This window comes from Gilliamella sp. Gris3-2 (assembly GCF_001690345.1).
Taxonomy (GTDB): Bacteria; Pseudomonadota; Gammaproteobacteria; order Enterobacterales; family Orbaceae; genus Gilliamella; species Gilliamella bombi.
In genome coordinates, this window is sequence record NZ_LZHB01000023.1 from 96,203 (window position 1) to 111,050 (window position 14,848).

A 14,848-nucleotide genomic window follows, 5' to 3' on the forward strand; every position below is an offset into this window, starting at 1 on the left:
ATATTTTAAATTTGGCTAAATAATGAATGTTAGATGGATTTACCGTCCATCTAAAACAGGTCTTAATTTTTAAAATACGTCAGGTTGGCAATGCCATACAAAATGTGGCATTCCCCGCCAAGAACTATTATTACCACAAAAATATGGATCACCAACGCTAACTACAAAGCCAAGCAATCAATAGAAGAATCATTACGCAAATTAAAAACAGATTATATTGATTTATTATTAATTCACCAGCCATTTAATGACTACTATGGCGCTTATCGCGCAATGGAAGAAGCTTACGAACAAGGCAAGGCTAAAGCCATCGGCGTTAGCAATTTTTATCCAGATCGCCTTATTGATTTAAATCATTTTGTTCGTATAAAACCAGCGGCTAATCAAGTTGAAACACATGTATTTCAACAACAAAAAGTAGCGCGCGAAGTGATGCAAAAGCTAAGTACACAAATAGTATCATGGGGACCATTTGCCGAAGGTAAAAACAATTTTTTTGAAAACCCAGTACTTATTGAAATTGGCAAAAAATACCAAAAATCAGTTGCACAAGTTGCACTGCGTTTTCTGATTCAAAATGGTATTGTTGCCATTCCTAAATCGACCCGAAAAGAACGAATGGAAGAAAACTTTGATGTATTTAACTTCTCACTTTCAAATCAAGAAATGGCAAGTATAGCGGCTTTAGATACAGGTCATAGCTTATTCTTCTCGCATCAGGATCCAAAAGCGGTGGAGTGGTTTATGTCTATTGTGAAATAGAAAAAACAATAAAGAAAAAATGAGCTACTTTATTGTGCTATAAATGACGGTTTGACTGTTTTATTGTTTGTAATTCAACACAAATTAAACAAAAATAAACTATGATTTTGGCGTAAATATTTTCAATAGTGAATTGATTGTTAGGTGAAAATAGGATTCATCTTGCAATCCTTTTGCTGAAATATAAGCGCCTTGCAAAGTGGATATGATCAGTGTTACTGCTTCTAACGGTGCAAGAATATTAGAAATACTTCCATCAGAAATTCCCATTCTTATAAGATTTTCTAACGTTTGTTTCATTGTTAAAAATCCGCGTATAACTTCTGCCGCTAAATGAGGATTTGTCATAATAGACCTATCTCGTGCCATTTGACCAACTAAACAGCCTCGTTGTATATTACGAGGTTTTAATAGCAAATTTGACAGTTTATTATAAGCATTTGTATCAGTATTTAGTACTGAAGCATTTATGCTTATTAACTGTTCTACATTATAAGTTATAGCATATAAAGCCAAATCTTCTTTACCGTTGAAATGGTGGTAAAGGCTACCTTGTCCAACTCCTGACCGCTTTAAAATATCTTTAGGGCTAGTATTTGCAAGACCTTTTTCTAATAAGAGATCAGCCATAGCAATAATGAGCTTTTCTCTGGAATTTTGTTTAGTTTTTTGTTCGTTATTCATATTGCTATAACTCAACACACCATCAATTGACGGTATGTTTAATTAACTAATTATTTAATTTGTAAAATGGTATCCACCAAACGATTTGAAAATCCCCATTCATTGTCGTACCAGCTGACAACTTTGAGTAAAGTACCATCCATCACTTTAGTTAGCTTAGCATCAAAAATAGAGGAAGCTGGATTGCCAATAATATCAGAAGAAACAATTTCATCTTCTGTATAGGTAAGAATACCATCCATTTTTTTCAAGTTTACTGTTTTTTTGATAGTATCATTTACTAATTGTACTGTCACTTCTTTCTCTAGATTTAATGTAAGATCTATCATAGATCCAGTAATGACAGGAACACGCACCGAACCACCATCTAATTTGCCTTTTAATTCAGGAAAAACAAGTCCAATTGACTGCGCTGCACCAGTTGAAGTTGGAACAATATTTTGTGCTGCACTTCGTGCTCGCCTCATATCCCGATGCGGTGCATCCTGAAGATTTTGATCCTGCGTATAAGCATGAATCGTTGTCATAAAACCTGATTTAATTCCAAAATTCTCATGTAACACCTTAACTAAAGGGGCTAAACAATTTGTTGTACATGAAGCATTAGAAATAATGTGGTGTTCATCTTTGTTATACAAGTGCTCATTCACCCCCTGAACAATAGTTAAATCGACATTTTTTGCTGGAGCAGAAATGAGCACTTTTTTAGCTCCAGCTTTAATATGAGACTGTGCTCTTGTGCCATCATTAAATACACCAGTTGATTCTAATACCACATCAACTTGATGTTTATCCCATGGGAGAGCCTCAGGATCACGTTCTTGATATATCGCAATCTCTTGTTCGTCAATAATTAAGCAACCTTTTTTTACATCAATACTTTTAGCAAAACGTCCAAAAGTTGTGTCATATTTTAAAAGATGAGCGAGCTGATCAATTGAACCCAGATCATTGATCGCAACTATTTTGATGTGATGTGAACAATCCTGCAATGCACGGACAAAACTACGCCCAATACGACCAAAACCATTAATTGCTACATTAGTCATTATTACCTCCAATTACATTAATAAAACATACCAATTGGTACGGTAACACAAAAACACCCTATATACTAATTAAAATTAAAATAATTAATAAATTAAAATAATTTATTGAAATTTATTTAATTTTACTTATACAAATAAATAGAATACTATGAATCGAAACATACCAGTTGGTATGCTATCAAGTAAGGAAAAATTAAATGGATAAAAAAATTAATTATCGTTGGTTTGTGCTTGGAATTGGTGTTCTGGCACAAGCAACATTTGCGATGGGTTTTGCTGGCATACCCATTACTGGAATTTTAATGCGAGATGCTTATCATTTTTCATTATACGAACTTGGTTTCGTTTTAGGAGCAATGGGGTTAGGTGTTGCAGCTTCAGAGATAATTTGGGGGATCTTGACAGATAAATTAGGTGACAAGAAGGTTTTGATTCTTGGGTTATGGTCATCAGCTATAATGTATGCCTTAATCGCCATATCACTCACGCCAGAAGCTTCACTTGGTGGTGGTGTTAAATATTTACACTTGGGAGCAGCCCTAGTTGTAACAGGAGCTTTCAGCGGTAGTATTAACTCATCATCTGGCAGAACTGTGATGTCATGGTTTGATGATAGTGAACGTGGATTTGCTATGAGTGTTCGTCAAACCGCAATCCCAGTTGGCGGTGCGATTGGAACTGGACTACTGCCTTGGTTATCCTATTCATATGGATTTGAACTGATGTTTATTGTATTAGCTACCACAGGCTTTAGCGTTGGTCTTGTAGTTGTGTTGTTTATCAACACTAAACAGAGTGAATCAAAATATACACCAAAATCAACCCTCACTATCCCCTCCCCACTAAAAACTGGGGCAGTTTGGAGGGTCGTTATGGCTGCGGGTTTTCTAACGGTACCTCAAATGGCAGTACTCACATTTGGTAGCATCTATATGCGTGATAACCTACATATTGATTTAGCATCAATTGCTATTATTCTTATTGGTGTTCAGATTGGCGGTGGGGTGCTCAGGATCTGGTCAGGTTACTATACAGACAAAGAAAAGAATCGTATTGCCTTATTAAAATATTACGCCATACTTGGTGGAATGGCATCTTTAATGCTTTGTTTAATGGTGAATAATACATATATGGGGATTATATTTATTGTGTTAACAGGTTTATTTGGCCATGCGTGGCACGGTATTGCTTATACCGAGGTAGCAGTGAAAGCGGGCATTGAACGTACGGGAACAGCCTTGGGTATGATTGGCACTACCGTATTTATCACTTCGTTTCTAACTCCTATTATCATTGCTGATATCGCCCATAGCTACGGATGGCGAACGGTATGGGGCACTGTAACCATTCTGACATTTGCTTCGCTATTGTGTTTTATTTCATTGGCAAATAAAGAAATTAAACTTTAGTTTCTATTATTAGTTTGAATTAGTAAAATGATGACGATAAAGTAATTGCTCACTATATACAATACATAAATTACCTATAGTGATCCAAAAACTTTGATAATGAATAGAAAAAAAATTAAGTCTTTAAGAAAAGCATTGAAAATATTTATTAAGATGACCTTATAAAAAACACCTCAGGTAGACTATTGATTTTATTTAATTTTTATTTTTTTGATGGGATTAAATAGTTATAGATTATCTTTCGTTTGTTAAGTTAACTTTTGTTTTTTATTTTTGCAAAGCGCTTTTGCTATTTATTAGAAAAAGCGCAAGCTTTTAAAACCTATTGGGCGTGTCGTCTAGCTTTACACAGGACTTTGTTCTTTGGTTGAGTGTCCTCAGTTTAAGTTTAAGTGCAAAAACTAAGGAGTAACACAAACAATAGAAGATAAGCTTGTAGAGTAGTAAACAATACCATTCGACAAACCCACTGTGTACATATAATAGCCTGTTCCTCCTATACTATCACTAGTCCAGTTGTTCATGATGTATTCAAAACCTGTATTAGTATAATACATCATGTCACCCCACTCTGTGGCTAATCCAGCCCCTATTCGTCGTTGGTAAGAACCATTATTAGAGGATGGCGGTACAGCTCCTTGCCAATCATTTCCCCAAGCAGAACTGTATGTATTAGTAAGATCCCTTATTTGTGGAATTCGATAACCTAAACTACTACACCAAGATACGCTATTAGGATAGATATCAAATCTAGTTCCTCCATTGACAAACCACTTTTGCAAAACAAATCCATATTTTACCACCACATTACCACTGCTATCCTTGCCTTTTAATTCAAATTCTTTCGGTAAATTTGGGATTGTAATTGGATTGGGATTAGCACTATCCCATTGTGCTTTAGCCTCTGGACCCGTTAGAGTAACACGCGTTACTGTTTCTGAACCATTAGGAATCCAACTATCGCTAGCGGTTGTCTTTGTCACCGTAGCGGTTATTCCTTCATGCGTGACGGGCTCCCAAGTTAACTGACTTGCATCTACTCCAACTATATCTAAATCAAAATATAAACCATCAGCACCCGTAGTCGGAAAATTTAACGCGTATGATACTGAATTGGTTGATTGAACTAGAAATCCCTTATCAGGGTTCCATTCGTAAGCAGGACCCGCGAAAATATCTGTTCCTAATTGCAAATTCGGCCTTACGAAGTTGACTCCTACTTTAACCTTTGGTTTGATGTAATATGTTTCACTACCTTCTGTGAAGATACTAGCATTTGGTTTCCCGTATTGTGTGCTTAAAGATCCCTCTGTACTACTTAATTTTACTTTATAAGGTGCATTACTTATCGTTAATACTTCATTACGACTAACCGTTTGGTTATTTTTATCTGTGATACTAAAATGTGTTGCCATTCCAGGTTCACAGAATTGGTTGATGTCGGTACTATCATGTCAATATTTTCAAAACTTTGACCTGATGCGGGTAGCTCAATGGGATTTGTTGATGATGAAGAATTGTTTTGCGGTGTGAGTGTACGACCATCTGATAACCTAATACTTAATAAGTCATCTGTTGTAGTCACTTTGGTAGTACCATCCTCAAAAGTTAAATAAGGTACAGTACCATTAATACGTTTAGAAGTCGTGGCCGATAATGCCTGCGATTCCAATGAATACGGCAATAATAGTAGTAGTGTCAATGAAAACGGAAATTTAGCAAGTGATTTCGATAAAAATTTTAAAGATAACTTTGATAAGATAAACAAGATTTGTGTAACACTACATCTAGCTTGGTTATTTAATAAATTTAAGACATTGGCTTGCCTCTGCTTGTGTCTAAAATGATACTGCATTACGTTCCACCTGTCGATTAAGTTTATTGGTTTCTATATTAACCTTATAATTAAATTAACTATTACCGAATTGATGAAATTATATCCGTTTATGTAAATTTTTGCTAGTTTTTAGATAAGTTTTGGTTAATTTTTGTTAGGAGTGAGTGTTATTGCTTTGGGATTATAACAACTTTTAGGATACATTTTTTATTTAAAAATTTAGCTAAAATTCTGATATTTTGAGCTTTGAGAGTAGCAAATCGCAACGGTGACATCATACTATTTAAGCTATTTTATATCAAAATGATAAAGCACTTAGCGCTATCAAACACTCTACCCAAGGCAAAAACATTCAGGTAGAGCATTGATTTTATTGAACTTTTTATTTATTGTTTTTTAATAAATCAATTTTTCATAAACGGTTATTTATTTTTTTCCCGCTCAATTGCACGGTAACCAATATCATGCCGATAAAAACAACCATGCCAATAGATGTCTTTGGCTTGCTGATAAGCACGTTGTTGAGCTTCAAGTACTGTGTTGCCAAGTGTAGTTACACATAATACTCGTCCCCCATTGGTGTAGACTCGCCCTTTTTCTAAACTAGTACCTGCATGGAAAATTTTACAATCTTCTGTTGATTCTGCTGGTAGTCCAAGAATTACATCTTGGGTATGATATTCACCTGGGTAACCTCCTGCAGCTAGCACTACACCTAATGCGGATCTTGGATCCCATTTTGATTTGACCGTATCTAATTTGCCTTCTACCGCCGCTAAGCAAAGTTTGACCAAATCTGATTGCATTCGCATCATTATCGGCTGTGTTTCGGGATCGCCAAATCGGCAGTTGAATTCAATAACTTTGGGATTGCCGTTTTTGTCAATCATTAAGCCAGCATATAAAAAGCCGACATAAACGTTGCCTTCTTGCGCCATACCATTGACCGTTGGATAGATGATCTCATCCATTACCTTTGCAAAAACCGCATCAGTTACAACAGGAGCTGGCGAATAAGCGCCCATGCCACCCGTGTTTAAACCTGTATCGCCATCGCCAACACGTTTATGATCTTGGCTAGTTGCCATGGGTTCGACATTTTTGCCATCTACCATAACAATAAAGCTAGCTTCTTCACCATCGAGAAACTCTTCAATCACTACTCGGTGACCTGCATCACCAAAGGCATTTCCAGCTAACATATCACGAACGGCGTCTTCGGCCTCTTTTAGTGTCATGGCAACAATAACGCCTTTACCAGCCGCAAGTCCATCGGCTTTAATCACGATCGGTGCGCCCTTTTCACGGATATAAGCAATTGCTGGTTCAACTTCAGTAAAGTTTTGATATTCAGCTGTTGGAATTTTATGACGTGCTAAAAAATCTTTAGTAAAGGCTTTTGATCCTTCAAGTTGTGCAGCCGCTTTGGTTGGGCCAAAGATTTTTAATCCAGCTTTTTGGAAGCTATCAACAATGCCAATAACCAGTGGTGCTTCAGGACCAACAATGGTCAAATCCACTTGCTGTTGCTGGGCAAAGTTAAGCAGTCCACTCACATCGGTGGCTTTGATATTAATATTTTCTAAACTTGGTTCCAGCGCAGTACCAGCATTGCCAGGTGCAACAAAAACTTTTGAAACCAATGGAGATTGTGCTGCTTTCCAAGCAAGCGCATGTTCACGCCCACCATTACCAATTACTAATACTTTCATAAAAGATCCTTTTAAGATGCCTTTCATAATATAAAGATATATATAGATAACTCTTTTTAAAAACTAACAAAGTGATCACACAATTAATGCCTAAAATGACGCATTTTAGTAAAGATCATCGCGATATTGTGCTCATTTGCGGCTTGGATCACTTCATCATCTCGAATCGAGCCACCAGGTTGAATCACACAAGTCACACCTGCGGCTGCAGCGGCATCGACGCCATCTCTAAATGGGAAAAACGCATCTGAAGCAACAACTGATCCAGCAACGTTTAAATTTTCATCTTTAGCTTTAATTCCCGCTATCTTAGCAGAGTAAACACGACTCATCTGCCCTGCTCCAATACCAATTGTCATATTATCTTTTGCATAGACAATGGCATTTGACTTAACAAATTTTGCCACTTTCCAACAAAATAGCGCATCTGAAAGCTCTTGAGCAGTTGGTTTACGTTTGGTTACTACTGTTAATTCATTTGGCGATATCATGCCTAGATCGCGATCTTGGACTAATAAACCGCCATTGACACGTTTAAAATCTAAACTTACTGATGCTGATGTTGACCACTCACCACATTCAAGTACACGCACATTTTTTTTAGCTTGAGTAATGGCTAAAGCTTCTTGGCTAACTGATGGGGCAATAATTACTTCTACAAATTGTTTATCAACAATGGTTTTTGCGGTATCTACATCAAGCTGTCGATTAAAGGCTATAATGCCACCAAAAGCTGAAGTTGGATCAGTTTTAAAGGCTTTTTCATAAGCATGTAAAATATTATCACTAACCGCTACACCACAAGGATTAGCATGTTTTACAATCACACATGCTGGCTCATCAAATGATTTTACACATTCAAGGGCAGCGTCGGTATCAGCAATATTGTTATAAGAAAGGGCTTTACCTTGCAATTGGTTTGCTGTTGCAATCGAGGCTTCTTTGACATCTTGCTCAACATAAAAAGCCGCTTGCTGATGTGCGTTTTCACCGTAACGCATATTCTGTTTTTTAATGAATTGTAGATTTAAAGTTCGAGGAAACTCGCCCGATGGTTGATTGGTTTCATCCATGTAAGGTGGCACTAATCGCCCAAAATAGTTGGCAATCATACCATCATATTTAGCCGTGTGTTCAAAGGCTTTAATTGCAAGGTTAAAACGATATTTAAATGAAAGGGAGTTTTGGTTACTATCCATCATATTGATGATATTTTCATAATCACTACAATCAACTACAATGGCAACATCTTTATGATTTTTGGCAGCAGATCGAACCATTGTCGGGCCACCAATGTCAATGTTTTCAACCGCATCATCTAACGTACAATCTGGTTTAGCGACAGTCTGTGCGAAGGGGTAAAGATTAACAACAACCATATCAATCGGTGCAATTTGGTGTTGTTGCATAATATCATCATCAATACCCCGTCGCCCTAAAATTGCCCCATGGATTTTAGGATGTAAGGTTTTAACTCGCCCGTTCATCATTTCAGGGAAACCAGTGTAATTTGATACTTCAATAACAGGTATTTGGTTTTCCATTAATAATTTTGCTGTCCCCCCAGTCGAAAGGAGTTTCACATTACGTTCTGATAAGGCTTTTGCAAATTCTAAAATACCGGTTTTGTCGGACACACTAAGTAAAGCACGACGGATAGGACGAAACTGCTGCATGAAAGGCTCCGAAATTGATATCTACAATCTAAGTTATTGAGCCAACATTATATATAAATTAAAGATAGAAGTTTAGTGTTAACTTATCAAAAACGATCAAAGTAGTTGAATGATAATATTTGACTTTATTTCGGTTTTGACAAATCAGCTATATTTTATTCTTGACAAAATACCTAACACTTCCGCTTCCAAAATGCTTGTTTGACGTGTTATGCTCGCTTATTTGTCGGCATATTTTGACGACGTATAAATGGTTATATTAACCTTTTAACGTATAAAGATAGGTCTATTTTTCGTTTTACATAACTCAGGTAGTATATTGATTTTATATTTTTCCCAAAAGATAGATTGTTGTAATACTGTTACTTTTGGATACATCAGTAGTAGAAAATTTACAACATTTTGGTTGAATAAAACCCTAGACTAGCTAGGGTATTAATTAAGTTTATTGATTTAAATATTTAACTATTAATTCTTCGCTTTATATTCAGCATAATATTCTTCTGCTAATTTACGCATTGATAATCCAATTGCGGCATATTGATATTCATTTAAGTTTGCTAACGATGCTCGAGCAGAAGGATGTTGTACAGCAAATCCCTTACCCGGTAGTAGTACAACACCTGCTTCATCAGCAATTCTGAATAACATTTCAGAAGGATTTTTATTTTTTAGGATCCATTTAGCAAATTTATCGTCATATAATTCTCGGCAAATATGTTCAAGATCCACTAGAGTGTAATAATCTACACTGTTTTCATCGGTTTGATGTTTAAGACCTAAATGTTGATAAAGTGATGCTGCACGGCGTCGAATTAGTGATTTTAATGCTGTTTTATAGCTTTGATCGCTATCCATCATTTCACATAATGCAAATAATACCATTTGTACTTGCTGTGGTGTTGATAGTCCAGCAGTATGGTTTAATGCAACCGCACGACTATCGGCTACTAAGCGGTCTATAAATTTTAGATTTTCAGGGTCAGTAACAATTGAGCTATATCGTTTATTTAAGATCTGTTTGGTTTTGCTTGGTAACGCTTTAATGGCTTTATCTATTACATTATCATGTGCTGTTGCAATAACACCTAAACGCCAACCTGTAGCACCAAAATATTTAGAGAATGAATAAACTAAAATAGTATTTTGAGGGCAAATTGCAAATAAAGATTGGAAGTCATCGGCAAATGTTCCATAAACGTCATCAGTCAAAATGATCAATTCAGGACGTTTTTTAACAATCTCAGCAATGATTTTTAAACTTTTGTCATCAATTTTAACTGATGGTGGATTTGAAGGATTAACAACAAAAAAGGCTTTAATTGCTGGATCTTCTAATTTACGCAATTCTGACTCAGGATACTGCCAATTTGAGTTAGGATCAGAATTAATTAATACCTCAACTAATTGGTAATCGTTAAGTTCAGGAATTTCGAGATAAGGCGTGAATATAGGTGCGCCAATGGCAATTTTGTCACCTTTTTGGATTAATCCATTTTCTTTCATTGAGTTAAAAATATAAGCCATGGCAGCTGTGCCACCTTCGACAGCAAATAAATCTATATCATTACGATCCAGATATTGAGCACCCATTTGTTGTAAAACATATGCTTTAACCACATCTTCACTAAAATGTAGCATTCTATCTGGTACTGGATAATTACATCCTAAAATTCCTTCTACCATTTCTTGTAAAAAGGCGTTTTCGTCAAGCCCTAGTTGATCACGAATATAAGAAAATGCCTTACCTAAAAAGGCAACACCAGGAGTGTTGTAATTTTGGCAAATAAAATGTTCAAAGCGTCCGGTTAGTCCTGCTTTAATTGGCATGCCACCGATACCTTCATTTAAATATGAAAATGACATTTCGGATTCTTGGGTTGCAAATACACCTAATTGGAAAAAAGCTTGACGAGGCCAAGTAGCAAGAAAGTTGGGATTACCTCTACCTGCATTTAACATTACTCGATCAGTATGACTTTGTGCCAGTTTAATTAAGTTATCTTTTAATTCAAAAGGACTTAAATTAGCATATTGACTGTATTCTGTTTTGTTTTTCATACATTTGTATCCTTAATTTGATGGATCAATTAAACAAAAGCAACAACTAATGGTCCTAATAAAGTTAGGAAAACATTAGCTAAAGCATAAGTAATGGCAAAAGAGTTGGTTGGTGTTGAGTTACCGGCTTTATTTAGCACTTCACCAAAAGCAGGATTAGCGCTACGCGAACCCGCTAAAGCACCGGCAAACACCGCTACATTTTTATAGCCTAGTACATATTTACCAAAATAAATGGCAAGTAACATTGGCAATAAAGTAACAACAACACCAATTAAAAATAGGGATAAACCTTGTTCTTTAATAGTATTAATCGCTTGAAGACCAGAACTTAAACCAACAACCGCCACAAAACCTGCCAAGCCAAAATCTTTTAAAAGTTGCACAGCACCAGTTGGTATGTTACCAATAGTTTGATGAACAGAGCGATACCAGCCGAATAATAATCCCGATAAAAGCGCACCGCCACCAGCTCCTAATGTAATAGGAATATCGCTAACACGTATAACGATTAAACCAATAATAAGACCAACAACAAGCCCTAAACCATGAAATATCCAGTCAGTTTTTTCACTTTTAGTGATTGGAGCACCAATTTTATCTACAACACGACGAAGATCACCATCAGCACCATAAATAGTAATAACATCACCAAATTTTAAATTAATATCGTTATTAAGTGGAAGGGATTGTCCATCACGATGAATAGCCAAAAGGTATATTCCATGTTTTAATTTCATAACTTCGTCAGATTGAAGTACTTGAGTAAGATTTTGATCCACATAACGGCTATTACGCATTTCAACATCTAGTTTGTTCATCACTACATCCATACCTGATGCTGAATTTACTTCGCTACCAAGTAGATCTTGTGCTTTAATCATAGCGTCACGATGACCCACAACCAGAATGATATCTTTTGACTTTAATACTGTTTCAGGGGTTGCTTCTATTATTTTATTGCCACGTTTAATACGTTCAATACTGATACCATTTACAGTTTGTTCAATATGGGAAACAGTTTGGTTGATTTTATTGGTAATACGATACAAACGACCACTAATATCAGATAAAGCTAAATTTTGATCATTGCCCAATAAGAGCGAACCATGAAGCTGTTCTGCTTGTGCTTTAATTGCATCATCGCCAATATCTCTACCCATTATTTTTGGTAGAATATTGACACACACTATAATGGCACCTAGTGAACCAAATATATAAGTGACTGCATAACCAATAGTGACATTAGCTTGCATTTTACTTAATTCTTCAGCACTTAATCCAAGCTGACTTAATGCATCAGAGGCTGTGCCCATAATGGCTGATTGGGTCAATCCTCCTGCAGCTAAACCAGCAGCAAGGCCTTTGTCTAAATTGAATATTTTAGCTAAAATTACAACAGTCACAAAGCTTGCGACAGCAATAAATAATGCTAAGAATATTTCGCGTAATGTTTTCACGCCTAGTGAACGGAAAAACTGAGGACCACTTTCATAACCCACAGCATAAATAAATAGTGCAAAGAGAATCGACTTAACCCCAGCATCAATAGTAACGCCAAAAACACTTAAAGCAACAGCGACAAGTAACGAACCGGCAACACCACCGAGTTGGAATTTACCCATTCGAATGCCACCAATTAAATATCCTAAACTTAACGATAAAAATAATAGAATTTCTGGGGAGTGTTTAAGCCCATCTAAAACCCAATTTGAAAGCCATTGAAACATATTAATTGTCCTCAAGGAGAAACATAAAGAAATGCGATTAAAGAAAGAGTTTATCCATTAATTTTCATGGACTGTTTATATATTAAACCTATTTAGAATAATGGATATTCAGTTTTGACAATTAATGCTATCGTTAAAAATTAGTTAACAAGCGCTATGTTTAATGGATATTTAATCAAGGACAAGAAATTTTGAAATAAATGTATTTAGATTGTATAAGCTCAATTTTTGAATTGAGCTCAATATTTTTAATTAATAAATTTAGACTAACTATACTTTCATTTTATCTTTTATCAGATATGGTTAAATCAGCCAAAAATCTACTTTATTTTGCTTTGAAAATATTTTCTTGAATTTTAGCATCAAGATTATTTATCCAACGATTATAATTTCGATGAACTCCGCCCTGACTATTTTTTAAATTATTACTAACTGATACATAATTAATAGAGTAGCTCTTAGCAGAATAAGGTATATTCACTACAACTTCAAACTTACGGTTGAATAAACGCCCTCGGATAGTATTACTGTCAATAACATCCATCTTCCATGTACCAAATGCAGCTCGACCATTAGTAGCAGAAGCTAAAATAGCTTTTTTCACTTGATCTTTTGACAGTCCAGTTACTGGGGTGGTAATATTTTTAGGTTCTTGGAATTTACCAGAACATCCAATTAATAGCGAAAGTAATAATGCACCAACGATATATTTTAAAAACTTCATTGTTTACTCCTTTATTTTGTTTATTTATTACTAATTAGCTTTTTACAGATTAACAGCGTATGGCCATAACCTAAATTATCAATATCTTTTTCGACATAAAAACCAGCATTCTTAAGACAATTATAAAATACCTTAGAATGGTAAAAGCGACTATTTCCATTTGCTAAACATGTAAAATACAAAGAAGAAGCGTTTAAACTCAATGCTCCAGCTTCAAAATTTTGTCTATCCCAAAATAGATCCATAATACATACTATAGCATCATCTTTCATGCTACTGTGAATCAATTTTAAAATATGGGTGATTTGTTCAATACTAAAACAATCTAAAAACTGACTCATCCACCAAATATCTGCTTCATTTGGTAATATCTCTGCAGTCAATAAATTGACGGAATAGAAGTCAATGCGATCATCAAAACCTGCTTGCTTAATATTATTTTCGGCAACAGAAATCTGTTCGGGTAGATCTAATAATGTAACTTTGATATTGGGGTTGTGTTTAGTACAATAAATAGCCCATTTACCTGTATTACCACCAACATCATAAATGTGTTTGGGATTCAATTGGGTAATATGAGAAAAAGCAATTGGAAATGAATGATCAGAATAAAAATGATCAAATTCAAACCAACTTTCTTTAGCTTTTTTAGGCAATGACTGTAATGCTGGATATATTGTTTTCCAATTACCAAAGACTTTCAATCCTTCAGGTTTTCCAGACTCAAGCGAATCTTGTAGATAGAACATACTTTGATAACAAATATCTTGAGTAAAATTAAGATTAACTTCGGTCATTTTGTCATGTAATAAATAATGCCCTACTTTACCAAGAATATAGTGCCCATCATTTTTATAGATAACATGCATACTTAATCCAATATCCAACAAAAGCTCAATTGCGTAAGGGGATAAAGAAATTTGTTTTGCTATTTCGTCAAAACAAATGCCTCTTTTCCCTGCTTGATCTATGCAAGTTAAGATACCTTTGTTTTTCATACAAACTATTGCTTGAAAAAAGATAGGATAAAATGCTATTTTTTGTGCTTCTGTTATTGCGTCTAATGCGGTATAAATATCTTTATAATATCCATATCTTATATTTTCTTGTTCAGTCAATCTCTTGCCTTTTTAAATTTTTAATGTATTGTATCAGCACATTGCATACTTAAGTAAATTTATATTAAATAATATTACAAAATATT

Annotated in this window: 11 protein-coding genes and 1 pseudogene; 2 read left to right on the forward strand and 10 right to left on the reverse strand. The window is 35.2% G+C overall.

The genetic code is table 11. The annotated features are described in order from the left end of the window. Window positions 1-97: 97 nt before the first annotated feature. Window positions 98-762 (forward strand): annotated as a pseudogene (locus A9G32_RS03815) (aldo/keto reductase); the annotation flags it as partial. Between the two features lie 99 nt (window positions 763-861). On the opposite strand, the gene A9G32_RS03820 reads toward A9G32_RS03815, so the two are convergent. Both A9G32_RS03820 and gap read right to left on the reverse strand, forming a co-directional pair. Continuing rightward, complete coding sequence (locus A9G32_RS03820; RefSeq protein ID WP_065590091.1) at window positions 862-1,446, reverse strand: TetR/AcrR family transcriptional regulator; 585 nt, start codon at window positions 1,444-1,446, stop codon at window positions 862-864. Between the two features lie 50 nt (window positions 1,447-1,496). Further along, window positions 1,497-2,498 (reverse strand): type I glyceraldehyde-3-phosphate dehydrogenase, encoded by a 1,002-nt coding sequence (gene gap, locus A9G32_RS03825; protein ID WP_065590096.1) that lies wholly within the window; start codon window positions 2,496-2,498, stop codon window positions 1,497-1,499. 194 nt (window positions 2,499-2,692) lie between these two features. On the opposite strand from gap, the gene A9G32_RS03830 reads away from it, so the two are divergent. Beyond that, entirely contained in the window at window positions 2,693-3,904 is a 1,212-nt protein-coding gene (locus A9G32_RS03830) for an MFS transporter (RefSeq protein WP_065590090.1), read from the forward strand. A 401-nt stretch (window positions 3,905-4,305) separates the two neighbouring features. Here the strand turns inward: A9G32_RS03830 and A9G32_RS03835 are convergent, their stop codons facing one another. The 8 genes from A9G32_RS03835 to A9G32_RS03870 all read right to left on the reverse strand — a co-directional run bounded on the left by A9G32_RS03835 (window position 4,306) and on the right by A9G32_RS03870 (window position 14,744). Next, on the reverse strand, window positions 4,306-5,319 hold the full coding sequence (locus tag A9G32_RS03835; RefSeq protein ID WP_065590089.1) for a hypothetical protein: 1,014 nt from the start codon (window positions 5,317-5,319) through the stop codon (window positions 4,306-4,308). Continuing rightward, on the reverse strand, window positions 5,256-5,759 hold the full coding sequence (locus A9G32_RS03840) for a hypothetical protein (RefSeq protein WP_065590088.1): 504 nt from the start codon (window positions 5,757-5,759) through the stop codon (window positions 5,256-5,258). The genes A9G32_RS03835 and A9G32_RS03840 overlap by 64 nt, the downstream gene beginning before the upstream one ends. Before the next feature lie 404 nt (window positions 5,760-6,163). Beyond that, window positions 6,164-7,453, reverse strand: coding sequence for a phosphoribosylamine--glycine ligase (purD, locus tag A9G32_RS03845; RefSeq protein WP_065590087.1), 1,290 nt, complete (start codon window positions 7,451-7,453; stop codon window positions 6,164-6,166). Window positions 7,454-7,536: 83 nt separating this feature from the next. Then, the gene (purH, locus tag A9G32_RS03850) at window positions 7,537-9,129 is read right to left on the reverse strand and encodes a bifunctional phosphoribosylaminoimidazolecarboxamide formyltransferase/IMP cyclohydrolase (protein WP_065590086.1); all 1,593 of its coding nucleotides are present in this window, start codon (window positions 9,127-9,129) and stop codon (window positions 7,537-7,539) included. A 468-nt stretch (window positions 9,130-9,597) separates the two neighbouring features. Next, on the reverse strand, window positions 9,598-11,190 hold the full coding sequence (locus A9G32_RS03855) for a bifunctional aspartate transaminase/aspartate 4-decarboxylase (RefSeq protein WP_065561708.1): 1,593 nt from the start codon (window positions 11,188-11,190) through the stop codon (window positions 9,598-9,600). A 29-nt stretch (window positions 11,191-11,219) separates the two neighbouring features. After that, window positions 11,220-12,920: an aspartate-alanine antiporter gene (aspT, locus tag A9G32_RS03860; protein ID WP_065590085.1), complete on the reverse strand. Its 1,701-nt coding sequence runs from the start codon at window positions 12,918-12,920 to the stop codon at window positions 11,220-11,222. 325 nt (window positions 12,921-13,245) lie between these two features. After that, a complete protein-coding gene (locus A9G32_RS03865; protein ID WP_065590084.1) occupies window positions 13,246-13,644 on the reverse strand; it encodes a hypothetical protein in 399 nt (132 codons plus the stop codon). Window positions 13,645-13,664: 20 nt separating this feature from the next. Further along, a complete protein-coding gene (locus A9G32_RS03870; RefSeq protein ID WP_065590095.1) occupies window positions 13,665-14,744 on the reverse strand; it encodes a methyltransferase in 1,080 nt (359 codons plus the stop codon). Between the last annotated feature and the right edge of the window lie 104 nt (window positions 14,745-14,848).